General features: G+C 38.8%; 16 protein-coding genes. 10 read left to right on the top strand and 6 right to left on the bottom strand.

The window, feature by feature from the left end:
• Positions 1 to 21 precede the first annotated feature (21 nt).
• Positions 22 to 468, bottom strand: a complete 447-nt coding sequence (locus NSQ17_RS06130) for a MarR family transcriptional regulator (RefSeq protein WP_072367639.1) — start codon at positions 466 to 468, stop codon at positions 22 to 24.
• A 250-nt stretch (positions 469 to 718) separates the two neighbouring features.
• On the opposite strand from NSQ17_RS06130, the gene NSQ17_RS06135 reads away from it, so the two are divergent.
• The 8 genes from NSQ17_RS06135 to NSQ17_RS06170 all read left to right on the top strand — a co-directional run bounded on the left by NSQ17_RS06135 (position 719) and on the right by NSQ17_RS06170 (position 8,775).
• Positions 719 to 1,549, top strand: a complete 831-nt coding sequence (locus NSQ17_RS06135; protein WP_342467953.1) for a sialate O-acetylesterase — start codon at positions 719 to 721, stop codon at positions 1,547 to 1,549.
• A 127-nt stretch (positions 1,550 to 1,676) separates the two neighbouring features.
• On the top strand, positions 1,677 to 2,339 hold the full coding sequence (catA, locus tag NSQ17_RS06140) for a type A chloramphenicol O-acetyltransferase (RefSeq protein ID WP_342467954.1): 663 nt from the start codon (positions 1,677 to 1,679) through the stop codon (positions 2,337 to 2,339).
• A 206-nt stretch (positions 2,340 to 2,545) separates the two neighbouring features.
• Positions 2,546 to 3,664 (top strand): Rap family tetratricopeptide repeat protein, encoded by a 1,119-nt coding sequence (locus tag NSQ17_RS06145; RefSeq protein ID WP_342467955.1) that lies wholly within the window; start codon positions 2,546 to 2,548, stop codon positions 3,662 to 3,664.
• Between the two features lie 4 nt (positions 3,665 to 3,668).
• Entirely contained in the window at positions 3,669 to 3,854 is a 186-nt protein-coding gene (locus NSQ17_RS06150) for a RapH phosphatase inhibitor (protein ID WP_251185347.1), read from the top strand.
• 471 nt (positions 3,855 to 4,325) lie between these two features.
• The gene (locus tag NSQ17_RS06155; protein ID WP_268412567.1) at positions 4,326 to 5,966 is read left to right on the top strand and encodes a T7SS effector LXG polymorphic toxin; all 1,641 of its coding nucleotides are present in this window, start codon (positions 4,326 to 4,328) and stop codon (positions 5,964 to 5,966) included.
• 16 nt (positions 5,967 to 5,982) lie between these two features.
• Entirely contained in the window at positions 5,983 to 6,282 is a 300-nt protein-coding gene (locus NSQ17_RS06160; protein ID WP_041507439.1) for a contact-dependent growth inhibition system immunity protein, read from the top strand.
• Positions 6,283 to 6,620: 338 nt separating this feature from the next.
• Positions 6,621 to 7,454, top strand: a complete 834-nt coding sequence (locus tag NSQ17_RS06165) for an SMI1/KNR4 family protein (protein ID WP_338704923.1) — start codon at positions 6,621 to 6,623, stop codon at positions 7,452 to 7,454.
• A 424-nt stretch (positions 7,455 to 7,878) separates the two neighbouring features.
• Positions 7,879 to 8,775 (top strand): macrolide 2'-phosphotransferase, encoded by an 897-nt coding sequence (locus NSQ17_RS06170; protein WP_072367645.1) that lies wholly within the window; start codon positions 7,879 to 7,881, stop codon positions 8,773 to 8,775.
• Between the two features lie 43 nt (positions 8,776 to 8,818).
• Here the strand turns inward: NSQ17_RS06170 and NSQ17_RS06175 are convergent, their stop codons facing one another.
• Together NSQ17_RS06175 and NSQ17_RS06180 are read right to left on the bottom strand one after the other, a co-directional pair.
• Positions 8,819 to 9,694, bottom strand: a complete 876-nt coding sequence (locus NSQ17_RS06175) for a LysR family transcriptional regulator (protein WP_342467956.1) — start codon at positions 9,692 to 9,694, stop codon at positions 8,819 to 8,821.
• 23 nt (positions 9,695 to 9,717) lie between these two features.
• A complete protein-coding gene (locus NSQ17_RS06180) occupies positions 9,718 to 10,416 on the bottom strand; it encodes an amino acid racemase (RefSeq protein ID WP_342467957.1) in 699 nt (232 codons plus the stop codon).
• A gap of 192 nt (positions 10,417 to 10,608) precedes the next feature.
• Here NSQ17_RS06180 and NSQ17_RS06185 point away from each other — a divergent pair, with 192 nt between their 5' ends.
• Positions 10,609 to 11,133, top strand: a complete 525-nt coding sequence (locus NSQ17_RS06185) for a DinB family protein (protein WP_259254721.1) — start codon at positions 10,609 to 10,611, stop codon at positions 11,131 to 11,133.
• 4 nt (positions 11,134 to 11,137) lie between these two features.
• Here the strand turns inward: NSQ17_RS06185 and NSQ17_RS06190 are convergent, their stop codons facing one another.
• Entirely contained in the window at positions 11,138 to 11,701 is a 564-nt protein-coding gene (locus NSQ17_RS06190; RefSeq protein ID WP_342467958.1) for a GNAT family protein, read from the bottom strand.
• A gap of 16 nt (positions 11,702 to 11,717) precedes the next feature.
• On the bottom strand, positions 11,718 to 12,623 hold the full coding sequence (locus NSQ17_RS06195) for a LysR family transcriptional regulator (protein ID WP_342467959.1): 906 nt from the start codon (positions 12,621 to 12,623) through the stop codon (positions 11,718 to 11,720).
• Between the two features lie 112 nt (positions 12,624 to 12,735).
• Here NSQ17_RS06195 and NSQ17_RS06200 point away from each other — a divergent pair, with 112 nt between their 5' ends.
• Positions 12,736 to 13,893 carry an MFS transporter gene (locus NSQ17_RS06200; RefSeq protein WP_268431462.1) on the top strand — a complete coding sequence of 386 codons (1,158 nt, stop codon included), beginning with the start codon at positions 12,736 to 12,738 and terminating at the stop codon, positions 13,891 to 13,893.
• A gap of 115 nt (positions 13,894 to 14,008) precedes the next feature.
• On the opposite strand, the gene lpdA is transcribed toward NSQ17_RS06200, so the two are convergent.
• Positions 14,009 to 15,403 (bottom strand): dihydrolipoyl dehydrogenase, encoded by a 1,395-nt coding sequence (lpdA, locus tag NSQ17_RS06205; protein WP_212360517.1) that lies wholly within the window; start codon positions 15,401 to 15,403, stop codon positions 14,009 to 14,011.
• Between the last annotated feature and the right edge of the window lie 106 nt (positions 15,404 to 15,509).

Raw genomic sequence — 15,509 nt, forward strand, 5'->3', positions numbered from 1 at the left:
AAGGGTATGATTTACCTCACTCTAATCAAAAGACTTAGAAATAGAATCAATAAATAATTCAAAACCATCCACAACTATTTTTTGTTCTGATTCTGATAAATTATTGAGGATACGTTGATAAAATGTAAGGGATTGTTCTCTTAAGCGATTAACAGTAATGTGGCCTCTTTCTGTGAGGTGCAGAAAAAGTTCTCTTCTGTTTTCTTCATTTACTTCACGATAAACAAGTCCCTTTTTTACTAACTTATCTACCAATCTACTTACAGTTGAAGTCTCTAATCTAAGTTTATTGGATAGTTGCCAAACAGTTAATTTTTCCATCTCTATTTCCTCTAACGCCATCATTTGAGAAGTTGGTAGAGGTTTTTCAAATGGTCCATTGGGCAAATTTTGAGATTCAAAAACCCCAGTTATTATAATCATTTTCTTAATATCTGATCTTAGTTTTAAGGCATCTTCTCTTTTCAAAAAGGTCACCCTCCTAAAATTCATGTATAATACATCAATTGTATTATACATGAATATGTTTTTTTCACAAGTTTAACGTAAGCCCATATGACAACATGGACAAGAGATTTCTTCTTGTTAAAATGGTTTAAGTGGATTGATCATAGTCGATCCACCTGATTGATAGATGCATCAGGATCTTACCCTAAGTAATTGCTGTTTACTGTTCTTTCAACAAAAATATGAAAAATAAAGAGAGGGGGAGAAAAATATGAAGTCATTTTTACTAATTGGACAATCAAATATGGCGGGGCGAGGCTTTAAGCATGAAGTGCCGCCAATTTATAATGAAAGAATCATGATGTTGCGAAACGGTAGATGGCAAATGATGACTGAGCCCATCCATTTTGATAGACCGGTAGCTGGCGTAGGACTAGCGGCTTCTTTTGCGGAGGCTTGGTGTAAAGAGCATGAGAGAGAGAAGATTGGTCTTATCCCATGTGCCGAAGGTGGCAGTTCCATTGATGAGTGGTCACGAGATGGGGCATTATTTCGTCATGCAATAAATGAAGCTACATTTGCAAAGGAAGATAGCGAATTGGCCGGGATATTATGGCATCAAGGAGAAAGTGACAGCCAAGATGGAAAATACAAAGAATACGATGAAAAAATACGAAGATTATTTCATGAGCTAAGAACTGAATTATCTGTACCTAACATTCCGCTTGTGATAGGTGGTTTGGGCGATTTCTTAGGAAAGACAGCATTTGGCGCAGGATGTGTGGAATATCAACTGATCAATGAGGTACTACAAAAATATGCAAATCATCATGAAAATTGTTATTATGTTACTGCGAAAGGCCTTATACCTAATCCGGACGGAATTCACATCAATGCGATGTCCCAGAGAATATTTGGGATAAGATACTATGAAGCATGTCGAAAAAAAGAACATATACATGAACCATTACCAAATGAACAAGAGTTAGTGAATGAATTTCATAATAGAATGAATACCTCAGCGGAGAAAACATATATAGCACTAGAAAAATTCACGTTGGGCAAGATGACTTACGAAGAGTTGCTGCAGGCTTTAACGTAGGCAAAGCTCATGGTAGACTTTGAATAGACAGAAACATGATATAACTTTTGAAAGGATGATTGTGGTGGTAAAAACAGATAAAGCTTCCTCCTGAATACAAGCAATTACATTCAGGAGGAGATAAAAAATGTTTAAACAAATAGATGAAAATTATCCGAGAAAAGAGCACTTTCATCATTATATGACGGTAACCCGATGCTCATATAGTCTGGTGATCGATCTAGACATCACGAAATTGTATGCAATATTAAAAGAAAAAAGGCTAAAAGTATATCCTGTGCAAATTTATTTGTTAGCAAAGGCTGTGCAAAAAATACCGGAGTTTCGGATGGATCTAGTGAACGATGAACTTGGTCATTGGGAACTTCTCCATCCTAGTTATACGATTCTAAATAAAGAAACAAAGACATTTTCAAGTATTTGGACGCCTTATGACGAAAACTTTGCTCAGTTTTATAAAAGCTGTGTGGCGGACATTGAAACATTTAGCAAAAGCAGCAACCTATATCCGAAACCTAATATGCCAGAGAACATGTTCAATATTTCAAGTCTACCTTGGATTGATTTTACTTCTTTTAACCTTAATGTATCTACAAAAGAGACTTATTTACTGCCAATATTTACGATAGGCAAATTTAAAGTGGAAGAAGGGAAAATCATTTTGCCCGTTGCGATTCAAGTACATCATGCTGTTTGTGATGGCTATCACGTCGGTCAATATGTGGAATATTTGAGGTGGCTTATTGAACATTGTGACGAGTGGTTAAATGATTCAATGCCAATTACCTGAAGACAAAAGGTATGCTCATGGAAATCTAGAAGATGAAGGCAGACTGAAATGAGTCTGCCTTTTTGTTTTGTGATGAGAATGAAAATGTTCCAAAGGTTTACTGAGGCTATATTTGTTCTTTTTGCGGTTTCTTTTCGGTGCTTTGTAAATTCTTGTATGTGATAATAAATGTCATATAAGGGAGTTCAGTGGAAGGGGAATAAGGGATGGAGAAAGTTCTTTCTTCACATGTAGGTGTGAAAATCAATGAATGGTATAAAATGATTCGGCAATTCAGTGTACCTGATGCAGAGATTTTGAAAGCTGAGGTAGAACAAGAAATTGAACGGATGGAAGAAGATCAGGATTTACTCATTTATTATCAATTGATGTGCTTTCGTCACCAGCTTATGCTTGATTATATCAAACCATCAGAAAAACGATCGCCTTCTGTTTCTGATTTGGTTGATAAAATTGAGAATTCTAATCATCAACTTTCGGGTATGTTGCAATATTACAATGCCTTTTTTAGAGGAATGCATGAATTTAGTAAGAAAGAATATGTACAGGCTATTCAATATTACAAAATCGCTGAAAGGCAGCTCGCATTGGTTGTCGATGATATTGAGCAAGCAGAGTTTCACTTCAAGGTGGCTGAAGCCTACTATATTATGAAACAAACTCATGTTTCTATGCATCACATCATAAAGGCGCTTGAAATTTACGATCAGTACGAGTTATACAAGATCAGAAAAGTTCAATGCCTATTTGTAATAGCAGGAAATTATGATGATTTTAAGCAGTATGAAAAATCATTAATATATCTGAATAAAGCCTATTCCATCGCTGAAGAAATAGCGGATAATAGGTTGATTTCCAAGGTACTTTTAAATATAGGAAACAATTATGAAAAAAAACAAGATTATGCAAAGGCTATCCAATACTATCAAGAGTCCCTTGAAATATCAGAAGATGGTATGGACGATGTAAAATCGGTCATATATGTTAACCTTTGTTGGGCTCTATATAAGACAGGAGAATATGATGAAGCATCCAAATTAGTGGATAAAGCTTTGAAACTCGTCTCTCATAATGAGAACCCACACGAGATTTTATTAATACGATCTATAAGAACAACATATGAAAGTAATGATGAGGAAGAGATTCAAGCTATGCTTCAGACATTTGAAAAAAAGCAGTTGTTTGTTTTCGTAGAAGAATTCACTAAAAACCTTGCAGTTATTCATGAAAAAAGAGGAAAGTTTGAGAAAGCAACAGAATATTACAGGAAGGCATTTCAAGCCCAACATAATATTCAAAAAGGAGAGTGTCTTTATGAGTGTTAAAAAAATGATTGTTATAACCTCTATTATCCTTCTAGGTGCAGGTGTATATGAAGCATCTAGCTTGATTAAACCAGCATCAAATCGAAATACAACAATGGAGGAGTCGAATAGAAATACAACTTTTGTTCCACAAAAAATAGATCGAAACACGACTACGATAGACCGAAACACAACATCTCAAAACGTATAAGCAAAATTAAAACAGACCCTGCATGGTCTGTTTTTTTATGGAGACGGATTGAGGATCAACCCTTTCAGTTTTCTTCAAAAATTCACATTTTTTAATAGAAAGGCTCATCATAGAACCTTATTAAATTAGTCTTTTTCAAAGAACTTACGTTCGCTTTAGTTATGGTCATTCACCTTGACAGGGGAGGAGGCACTGGTTTAAGTCCAGTCGAATCATCGTTGAAGTCTTTATCTAGCAAGTTTTTTTGTTTTTACGACAACGAAAGTTCTGTTTCTTTTGATTGGGATGGCCTTTTATCTATCAAAATTGTTTTGAGTGTTTTTAGGAAGAGCTAGATATTACTTATTAAAAAACAAGTAACCTAAAACTCTAGTACTCTGGGTCTTGTTTTTGTGTCTTTACTCCTATTTCATGACAAATCCTCTGTTGGTAAAATTGACCTTGTCAATGAATAGGAAGGAGTGAATTCTTCTGGGGAAGATACTTGATGCAAAAGCACTAACAAGTGCCATGGACACAAGGGCCAAACACTATCAGGAACTCCGCGAACAAATGGTAGATTTAAAAAAGTCATTACAAGGTGTGGCCAATCTCGGTGATGACTTCACTGGGAAAGGAGCCGATAACATTAAAAGCTTTTATAAAGAGCTCGCCGGAAATGTAGACATGTTTATCAGCTTCATTGATAAGCAAAAAGCCTTTCATGAAGGTGTTTCTGGAACACTGGATGATACGAGCTTTGGCGGCGATACCTTTATAGAAGAACACTTTTTAGACAACGCAGTACATATGGGTATCAAGAATGCCAAAAGCATTGTAAAGGATCAAAAAAAGGCACTCAAAACGATTTTTCAAGACATTGATGACCTCATTTCCCTAGAGGTATTTGATAGCCAAACCTTTGATGAAAAAATAGAAGATGCGGAAGATGAACGAAAAAAGACGGTCAAAGATCTAAGAGAGCTTGATCAAAATTTAAAAGATGAATATGCTTTGTCAGAGACGGAACAGCAAGCTACAATGGCATTGTACGCTGAAATGATGAATGCGACAAATGACGGAAAAGCGATTTCGCCTATGAATTTTGACAAGAAAGCGTATCAAAATAGCGAAATCTACAAGGCAAAGAGCGATATTGAGAAGCAAACTTCTGAATATCTGAAAATCAAAAAAGAACAAGAAGAAGCCCGCAAGATCGCAAAGGAACAAGAAGCCCTCGCCAACCGCTCTTGGTATGAAAAAGCCCTCGATTATGGTGGAAACATCGTGAATGAACTGACTGGCGTGAACGATGCAAAACGTGCCGCAACAGGCGTTGATCCAATCACAGGCGAAGAGCTCACCGCAGGTCAGCGCGTTGCCGCAGGAGGCATGGCAGCAGCAGGCTACATCCCAATCGTCGGCTGGGCAGGCCGCATTTTCAAAGGCGGAAAAGCTATTTATAAAACCACCCAAGCCACATCAGCTGCAGTTAGGGCAGTCGACATTTACAAGACATCACAAAAATCCTTTGACGCCCTAAAGACATCCCAAAAAGGTTTATACGGCCTCACCGCCACCAACGGCTTCAGCGAAGCGATCACAGGCCGAGACATGTTTGGAAACAAGATCTCCAAAGAACAGCAGGAAGCGAGTATGAACGCGGCGCTGGGAATGCTTTTGCCGTTTGGGGCGAAAGGGTTTCATGGAAAAATGGGGATTAAGAAAGGTGAGAAAAATTCTTTATCTCCAGGTAATGGATTAGCTATACATGAATCTAGAGGTGGACACTTAATAGAAAGACACGTTGGGAAAACAGATGAAGAACTATTAGAAAGATTGAAAAGTAATCCTAAAATTACGGGTTCTTCTACTTTTAATGATAGAATGACTGCAGAAAAAGTTGCTGATTCAGTTTTGGGTGATCCTAAGAGTGTTGATAAAATACAAAAGTGGTTATCTGACCCCAATAGTAGACCTACATTACAATTAAAATATAAGGGTGATGGAGAGGTAATTGGCAGAAGTGTTTCGAGAAATTCAGAAGTAGTCGAGAATGTTACAAATGCGAAAATTATATTGAAAAAAGATGAGAATGGCGGTTTTATTTTAACAGGATACCCTGTTAAATAGAAAGAAGGATGATAAAATGAATGAGAGTTACAGTTATTTAGAAGAGTTAGAAGATTTTTTAGGTGGTACATTTCATCAGGATATCGATTCACCAGAAGAAGCGATTGAGGAGTTTATTCATGAAGCTAGCAAAGAATGTCTGCTGTCTACTATAAAGGATTGTCAGGATTTTTTGAATAGTACTTTAACAATACAGGAAAAAGAAAACTTTATCGAAAATAATGCAGAAATCTACTTTCCGGCGATCTCATTAAACCCTTTACAGTGGTTAAATAAAATAATAGAGGAAATGAAAGAAGCAGTAAAGATGAAGTAACAAAATGAACCTTGATTGGCTAATGCCTTTCAAGGTTTTTTGTGTCTATTGGTCAACAAACCGAGAAAAAGAAGATTTTTTTCTGTGTGGATCATCGTATGATATAGATAAGCAAATCGAACGTGAATATTTTGTCCAGAAGGAATAACCTGCGGATGCTGGCATTGAGCACTTAAGTGTACATGGCTGGAACTCCAGCTAGGTCTTTTTTATATCTACTGATAAATTCTTTATTGGAGGAACGGATTGAACAGGTTTGTAATTTGAGGTTTTAAAATGGTAAGTGAATAGTTGGTCAATGTTATACTTACCTCAATAGATATAGGGAGGCATACACTTTGAAATCGTTCTGGGAGAAAGAAGAAGAGAGTCCTTTCACGTTAGAAAAGATAGATGAGAAAAAAATTCGTGAAGCAGAGGGAAGACTTGGTGTCACTTTACCTGATACATACAAAAAGCTCATTTTAGAATGGAACGGTGGTTTTACAGTTCGTAATGCTTTTCCAACGGAACAGCCGAATTCATGGGCTGAGGATCATGTTCAATTTGACCATCTAAGAGGAATCGCCAAAGGTGATGGAATTATGACTAGCCCTCAGTTAAGTGATGAATTGGAGCTGCCTGAGGGACTTATTTTCATCAGCGGAGAAGAAGATACATGGATCGCAATGGATTATCGACAAACGAAAGAGCACCCTCCTATTCACTATTTTGATTTAGAGATGGGAGTCGATTTTAAGCTGGCAGATACTTTCGATGCTTTTATTGAGCAGTTATATACAGCTGAAGACGCCATGGTCGAGGTAGTAGAGATTGATGAGGAATGCTCGGATTTGTATATCAGTAAAGAAGAGCTTGAACAAATTTTTGAGAGACAAGACCTTCGTCAGCAGAATCTCTTTAAAATGGCACATTATCCTATGGAAAAAACAGAAGAGATCGAATGGTTTTTCGATCGTATGAAACAATGTATCCAACAGATAAAAGATCAACATGTTTTGTATGAAGCAGCGACAACGATTCACTCCATCCTTCTGTTAAACCCGGATATGCAAAGAAATGACCTTATCAATCAAGAGCTGAAAGAAATAGCGGAGTTTCTAGAAAATAGTGGTGAGCCTAATACCGCTTTTTTGGGAGAAGATATTCATCCAGGGAATAAACGATGGTGAAAGACGAAAAGCCCCTGAAAAGGGCTTCTTTTTGTCATCTTATTGAAAGCCATATTTAAATAAAGTATAGTAAATTTATATGATAAAGAGGAGGATGGTTAAAGATGATGCATTCAGGAAGATTACGCCAGAAAACTTTGAACAATCAGTAATTTCATATGTTCAAAGGCTCTGTTTTCATCAAACGGAGTAAACGGGGTAGTCTGCACATTTTTAATAATCTTCAGCGGGAAAGTATGCAATTTCACTAGAAAAGAGGCAGCTAATCGATCTGTCTTTTTTTTGTATGTTTTTTATGATGCAAAGAAAGGCATATGTCTAGCTTTGTTTACTCTGACCACATAAAGTAGCCTGTTTGTGGGTTTTGTGATGATATTCTTGGTGCCTATTGATCATGACTAAATGAGCAATTGGAGGAATGGATATGAACAGACTGGAATTAAAGCAGTTAGTCAAACATCACGGATTAGAGATTTTAGAGAATACCATCAAAATAAATGAATCAGGTGTGGATTTCCGTGTCGCTCACGTCGAAGATTTACATGGTGATCAATGGATATTAAGAATGCCTCGCAGACCTGAATCAATGAAACATACCTTACAAGAAAAAAAGACATTAGATTACATTAGTAATCAGGTTCACTTTCAGGTTCCTAAGTGGTCTATCTTTACAGAAAATCTGATTGCTTATAAACAATTAGAGGGGGTACCGGCAGCTAGTATTGATGTGGAACAGCAATCTTATGTGTGGAGTTTTGACCAAACGAATGTACCGCAAGCTTATTATGAATCATTAGGAAGAGTTTTAGCGAATGTACATTCCTTAGATCAACAGCCTTTTAAAACGATCGGTGTGGAGATGATCAGTGCACATGAATTAAGAGGATCAATGAAACAGCGAATGGAATGTGTCAAATCGCAATACACCATTAACAGCGGTTTATGGGAGCGTTGGCAAGAATGGCTAGCTAAAGATTCTTTATGGCCGCCTTTTGTGGGAGTGAAGCATGGAGATTTGCATCCTGGCCACATTCTGATTGATGAAAATCAATGTGTTACCGGTGTGATTGATTGGTCTGAAGTGGGGATTGGTGATGTATCTGCCGACTTTTTGTCGCATCAACTTCTGTTTGGGAAAGAAGGATTAACGAAACTTATCCATGCGTATGAAAAAGCAGGCGGGAGAACTTGGTCAGGAATGGATGAACATATAATAGAACTTCTGACGACAAGTGCGATCACTGTGGCCGAGTACGCACAGAGATCAGGATTGAAAGATATGCATGAATCTGCCGAATACATGTTGGCAAACGAAAGCTGATCAATCAGAACGAATCCAAAAAAGCCCCCAAAAAGGGCTTTTTTTAATCTAAGTCATGAAAAAATTGTTTGAGGTGATCAATGAAAACGGATTTGGATTTTCCTTTTTTATAAATGAACTCGATATTGATGTTGAAATCGATGGATGGATCGATTGAAATTTGTTTTAATGTTCCTTGTTTTACTTCATTTCTAACACAATGATGAGGAAGAAACGATAGTCCCATCCCTTGCAGCACCAAATTTTTTGCAGTTTCCATATGATCAACCTCAATGGAAATGTTCGGTGTGATGTTGTTTTTTTGAAATAATCGGTGGAGCATCAACCAATCAAATGACCCATAGTCAAAGAAAATAAAAGGTTGTTCTTCTAGTTCTTTCATATTGATGTTGTCTAGGCTGGCGAGCGGGTGATGAGTTGGGACGAACAGCCCGATTGGATCGCTGAAAATCGGGATTGATTCAATTTGAGGATGTGTTTCAGTCCTGACAATGCCAAAGTCTACTTGGTTGTTAATCACTTTTTGGACAACATCCTTTGAATGTCCTGTTACAATTTTCACTTTCAGGTTTTCGTATTTTTCTTTTAGGGCGGGCAATATGTTAGGCAATAGATTATTGGAAATAGAGGATGCGCATCCAATCGTCAATTCATAAGGGATCATCGTTTGTTTGAGACTATGCTTTGCTTCTTGATAAGAATGGAGAATCTTTTTGGCATGAGGATAAAACTGTTCACCTTTTTCCGTCAGAGATAGTTTATTTCTCTGTCTATCAAATAATTTCAGGTCTAATTCTTTTTCTAACGATTGAATACGTGCCGAAACAGAAGGCTGGGTTAAATACAGTGCTTCTGCAGCTTTATTGATACTGCCTAGCTGGCATACATAAATAAACGCTTCTATATTCTCAATATTCATGTTATCCCCTTATATGACGTTCTTTAAATGTTTAGCTTTTCAAGCTCATACACTAATTTTACAGCTTCTTTCGCCAAAATGACAGTAGGGTCAATCACTTTCACAGCTTTGGTTGACCTTAGAACTAAAGGAATTTCTGTACAGCCGGCAATGATGGCTTCTGCTCCTTGATTGATTAGAATTTCTGCAGCTAACGCCAGTTCACTTTCGCCTTTACTCAATTTCCCTGCTTTCACGGCATAAACCCCATTCATCACGTTTTTCTGAAGAGTTTCACTAGGAGTCATGACATCAATCTTGTGATGGGCACAAGCCTTTTGATAGAGCTGGGTTTTTAATGTGCCATCAGTACATAGTAAGCCCACAGACGTATAGTGATGTTTGTTCAGGTGCTTTGCGGTTTCTAATGGCATATTCATGATAGGGATATGAGTGGATTGTTGTACGTTTTCTAAAAAGAAGTGAGCGGTATTGCATGCAATCAGAATAAAGTCCGCTCCTGCGCGTTCTAATCTTTTAGCTGATGCAATCATATATTCTGTAGGATCTTCGCCTTTTCCAAATATGGCATTGGTTCTATCAGGGATTTGCGGATAATTATCAGCAATCACATGGAGATGATCCTGATCTTTAATAGCTGGTGTATGAGAGATAATTTTTTTCATCAGATCAATCGTCGCTAAAGGGCCCATACCACCCATAATCCCAATCGTTGTAGACATCACTATCACCACATTTCATTTTTTTCTATTATAAAAAAAGAAAGGATGGTGAGTGTTATAGAAAAGTTCTATTTGTATATAGAAGGTTGATCAAAAGCGCCTTTTATTTTCTTCTTTATCTGTTTTGCGGTATGAGTTGCAATCTAATTAAAAAACATTAGAATAAAGAAAAATTGATAAAGGAGCAGCCATATGAATTTCAATTTGAATGAAGCTTTAGATATGTTGAGTCGAACTCCTCGTACATTAGAAAGTCTTTTGTCAGGTTTATCGAAGGATTGGCTTCACAGTCGTGAAGGGGAGGGAACGTGGAATCCCGTTGAAGTCATTGAACATTTGATTGAAGCAGAGAAATTCAACTGGATTCCCCGATTAAATGTCATTCTTGCTGATGGAGAGAATACCCCATTTCCTGCATTTGACCGCTACTCCCATTTGAATCAAACTGAAAGACAGATAGAACAAGCACTAGCGGAGCTTCATCATGTGCGGATGGAGAATGTGGCATACATTCAGCGTATGACACATTCAAGTCTTGATCTAGAGAAAAAGGGCGTCCATCCAGAATTCGGCGTCGTGCAAGTGAGCGAATTACTTTCTGCGTGGGTTGTCCATGATTTCACCCATATTTCCCAAATTGTTCGGGTCATGGCGGAACGATATCGAACCGATGTAGGATCGTGGAGCGCTTATTTAGGGATTTTGAATAGGAAATAAATGATTAATGACGCTTCGAGTCCCACTCGGATTGAAGAATCGCATATTGATACTCATCGATCCAATGTCCTTTTGACATATAATTTTGTAGCAAATGTCCTTCGCGCCTCATGTCTAAACGTTCCAGCACTCGAATGGATTTTTCGTTTCGTACATCTGTAAAGGCAATGATTTTATGCTTGTTCAGTGTAGTGAAAATATATTCGATCATTGAATTCAAGGCTTCATGAATATAGCCCTTTCCTTGAAATTCAGGCGCTAGGGTAAATCCTATTTCAACGATTCTAGGCTCGCTGCCGAGTGTATGAATGGCGCAATCTCCTATCAACTGATTGGATTCAGATAAGGCAATCGCGTATTGAAACCACGTCCCTGGTTGATTAGGTTGTTGCGTCATTTGGTGTTGAACAAATGATTCAGCGTCTTCGTGCGTGTAGTTTTCCCAAGATTGAAATGTGGCAATAGAGGGATTTGATCGGTATTGATAAAATGCTTCAATATCCTGCTGATCAAACTGACGAATCACAACCCGGTTTGTTCTTGTAAATATGCTGTTTGCATTCTTCATGTGTTACCCTCACTTTTTAGTTTGTTCTTGATTTAAAAAAGTCTATTAGCCATTCAGATAGCTGTTTTTGCGCTTTGGTCACAAATCGATCGGCATAATACGTTAATTCAAGATGCCGAACAGGAGCAGGGGCAGAAATAGGGATAGAGACAATATTAGGCCATGCTGAATGTTGCTTTAACAGCCCTCTTGGCTGGATGGTGGCGCCGATACCGGCTTCAACCAGCTGCAATAATGAAGTGGCAGACCCAACATCCATGACCGTGTCCAATTCAAAACAGTGTTCTTTACATACGTCATCGACCAAATCTCTTCCTAGATAGCCTTTTGGATACATGACCAGTGCATGCTTTGTCAGCTCTTTTAGCGTCACTTCACGCCTTTTTGCCAGTTCACTGTCTGAATGAACAAACAATTCGTAGGGCTCATCGCCAAGTGGAATTTGAATCAGTCGTTTATCCGCAGGCCCGCGCAGCCCAATTCCGATATCGACTTTATGTGAGAGCACCTCGTCACGAACAAAGATGGTCGAAAAAGCCTTTAGGTTGATCTCTGGATACAGCGTTTTAAATTCTACAAAAAGCGGAACAAGCTGAAAGTCAAGATCAGAGGGAAGGACGGCAAGCCGAACAGTGCCCCGCTGTTCAGATAACAGTTCTTTCATAGCATTTTTGGCATCTCGTTCAGCCTGAAGCATTTTCATGCCATATTGATAAAGAAGCGTACCAGCTTCAGTTGCAACTACTTTTTTACCGATTCGGTCAAAAAGCGGCATCCCAACTTCAGCTTCAAGCAGCTGAATCTGTTGGCTTAATGTAGGCTGTGATATACCTAGTTGCTCTGCAGCCTTTGTGAAATGTAAATGATCGAATACAGCCATAAAATAGGTAATGTGACGAGTATCCATATGCCATCCTTTCATTAATGATAGTATTTTCCTATCATCATAATACGAATTATTGTATTGATCAATGAATGAAGCGGATTTATACTCATAGTAACCTCAACAAGATGAGAGAGGAAGAAGAGTATTGATAAAAAAAATATTTTATTTAGCTGCTTTATTTTTAGCTGCCTTAAACTTGCGCCCAATTATTACATCCGTAGCTTCTATGATGAGCATGATTCAATCAGACCTTGGCGTTAGTGCACTCACGGCAAGTCTTTTAACCACTTTGCCGGTCTTGTGCATGGGGGTGTTTGCCCCTGTAGCAACGAAACTAAGCCGACGGTTTGGATTAGAGAGAACTCTTTTTTTCTCGATTTTTCTTATCACAATTGCGACTGGACTGCGTGGTACAAGTCAAACGGTTACCATCCTTCTAACGACTGCTTTTGCAGGAGGAGTTGGAATTAGTTTTGCCGGACCATTGTTGTCTAGTTTTATTAAAAAGTATTTCCCGAAAAGTCCTGGGATTGTCAGTGTGTACTCTATATCGATGACAGTTGGAGCTGCACTTGCTTCGGGCTTGACCATTCCGATTTACCTTCGCAGTGAGCATAACCTTCCACTTGCGTTATCCTGCTGGGCGATTTTAGGCGTTATTGCCATGATTTTATGGCTCGGTCTAGCTCGTCAAAACCAACAAGCGGATCTTGCAGACGTGCCGCTGAGATTACCGCTGCGAAACAAAAAAGCCATTCAATTCACCTTGTTCTTTGGCTTTATGTCTAGCATGTTCTATTCGTTAACAGCGTGGATTTCACCCATTGCGCTTGATTTTGGGAATAGTCCGCAGTATGCCGCCATGCTGCTTACGATATTTACACTCATTCAGATTCCGGTGGCATTACTCGTTCCAAACATCGTCAATCGTCTAGGAAAGCCGAAATTATTTCTGATCTTATGCAGTTTGTCAGAGCTGATTGGCCTCCTATTCCTTCTACTGCCAATGCCGATCCTGCCAGCTGTTATTTTTCTAGGGATTGGAGCAGGTGGATTATTTCCTTTGGCGCTTATGCTGCCTATTATTGAAACGCGTACGCCAGAAGAAGCCGGCACATGGTCAGCGATGTCGCAGATGGGCGGGTACATCATGGGAGGATTTGGTCCATTTTTAATCGGTTTGATTTTCGATATCAGCGGACATTTTCAAGCTGCTATTGTCGCAATGCTCGCCATCGTGGTGCTGATGATTGGTGTTCAGTTATCTATGAAGTTAGGGAAAAAACGTGAAGAGGTATCCAATTAAAGATCAGTATACCGCTGCTTTTATATCATCACTCAATTGAAAAATCGCCATAGCCTATTTCTAAGTAGGCTATGACGATTATTTTGCTCAATCGAAACAGATGCACCTGAATGAATTATCGTGAAAGAAATTTTTCAACTTTACGAGTGGCCATTTCTGCAGCCTCCATGATCATTTCACCTAATGTTGGGTGAGGATGAATCGTCATGGCTAAATCTTCTACTGTAGCACCAATTTCAATAGAGAGAGAAAGTTCTGATATAAGAGTAGATGCCTCTGCACCTACGATTTGTGCTCCTAAAATAAGGCCAGATTCAGCATGGGCCACAATCTTCACAAAACCTTCTGGTTCTTTTAATGCAAGCGCTCGGCCATTAATGGAGAACATTGTTTTTCCAATGACAGTCGGAATGGATTGTTGCTTGCAATCCATTTCGCTTAGTCCAACACTCGCCAATTCTGGGCTGGAAAACACAACAAGTGGGAGCGCTTTATAATCTATCATCGAAGGTTTACCAGCGATTGCTTCTGCTGCCACTTTCGCTTCATATGAAGCTTTATGAGCCAGAGCAGGACCCTCGGTGATATCACCAATCGCATATATGTGCGGAATGGAAGTTCTGCATTGTTCATCAATTTTAACCAGTCCGTTAGGGGTAATGGATAAACCGATAGAATGGAGACCTAATGCTCCATCTGTATTCGGTTTTCTTCCGACAGTAATCAATGCATATTCCGCTTTCACCGTGTAACTTTCTTTCTGTTTCTCATAATGAAGATCAATTCCGCTCATATGCTGCTCGGCATCTATGACGTTCGCTCCTGTAATCACGGTGATGTCATCTTCTTTCAATTGTCGAACAACAGGAGAGACAAGTTCACTTTCAAAGCCAGGCAATACTTGATTGCCGCCTTCTAGAATGGTGACTTTAGATCCAAACCTTGCAAACATCTGTCCGAGTTCAACACCAATATATCCACCCCCAACTACGACAAGGCTTTTAGGGATTTCGGAAAGGGATAGTGCTTCAGTGGAAGACAATATACGACCTCCGAAAGGGAGTGATTTAATTTCAATTGGACGAGAGCCGGTTGCTAATATAAGGTGTTTGAAGTTGATTCGTTTTTCACCTTTTTCGGCATGTTGAATCACCGCTGTATGCTGATCGAACAAGCTTGCATCGCCTTCCAGAATGGTAACTCCCGCTGACTTTAACAAAAATTGGACGCCTCCCGCTTGTTTTTCCACAACAGCTTTTTTGAACGCTTGAGCTTCATTGAAAGAACCGCTTTCTTGAAAACCATCCCATTGTGTGCGGAGTTTGAACCGCTCTGCTTCTGCTATTAGCGCTTTAGAAGGGATACAGCCTACATGGGTGCATACGCCACCTAATTGTTCACGTTCTACAATCGCTGTCTTCATGCCGAGATGAGCTGAACGTAATGCTGCCACGTAGCCTCCCGGACCTGATCCAATCACTAATGTATCTACTGTTTCAAAATGAATCATTTCTTGCACCTCCAATTTTAAAATATGATGATCATAATATATTATAGTCATCATATTTTAGCGAAGTCAATCCCATCTGAGTGAGCAAAGATGGATTTTAGTCAAT

Source organism: Bacillus sp. FSL W8-0629 (assembly GCF_038593225.1).
Taxonomy (GTDB): domain Bacteria; phylum Bacillota; class Bacilli; order Bacillales; family Bacillaceae; genus Bacillus; species Bacillus altitudinis.

Excerpts from the sequence above, each read along its gene's own strand:
- NSQ17_RS06135 (WP_342467953.1), top strand. The coding sequence starts at position 719 with ATGAAGTCATTTTTACTAATTGGACAATCAAATATGGCGGGGCGAGGC.
- catA (WP_342467954.1), top strand. The coding sequence starts at position 1,677 with ATGTTTAAACAAATAGATGAAAATTATCCGAGAAAAGAGCACTTTCAT.
- NSQ17_RS06145 (WP_342467955.1), top strand. The coding sequence starts at position 2,546 with ATGGAGAAAGTTCTTTCTTCACATGTAGGTGTGAAAATCAATGAATGG.
- NSQ17_RS06150 (WP_251185347.1), top strand. The coding sequence starts at position 3,669 with ATGATTGTTATAACCTCTATTATCCTTCTAGGTGCAGGTGTATATGAA.
- NSQ17_RS06160 (WP_041507439.1), top strand. The coding sequence starts at position 5,983 with ATGAATGAGAGTTACAGTTATTTAGAAGAGTTAGAAGATTTTTTAGGT.
- NSQ17_RS06170 (WP_072367645.1), top strand. The coding sequence starts at position 7,879 with ATGAACAGACTGGAATTAAAGCAGTTAGTCAAACATCACGGATTAGAG.
- NSQ17_RS06175 (WP_342467956.1), bottom strand. The coding sequence starts at position 9,694 with ATGAATATTGAGAATATAGAAGCGTTTATTTATGTATGCCAGCTAGGC.
- NSQ17_RS06180 (WP_342467957.1), bottom strand. The coding sequence starts at position 10,416 with ATGTCTACAACGATTGGGATTATGGGTGGTATGGGCCCTTTAGCGACG.
- NSQ17_RS06185 (WP_259254721.1), top strand. The coding sequence starts at position 10,609 with ATGAATTTCAATTTGAATGAAGCTTTAGATATGTTGAGTCGAACTCCT.
- NSQ17_RS06190 (WP_342467958.1), bottom strand. The coding sequence starts at position 11,701 with ATGAAGAATGCAAACAGCATATTTACAAGAACAAACCGGGTTGTGATT.
- NSQ17_RS06195 (WP_342467959.1), bottom strand. The coding sequence starts at position 12,623 with ATGAAAGGATGGCATATGGATACTCGTCACATTACCTATTTTATGGCT.
- lpdA (WP_212360517.1), bottom strand. The coding sequence starts at position 15,403 with ATGATTCATTTTGAAACAGTAGATACATTAGTGATTGGATCAGGTCCG.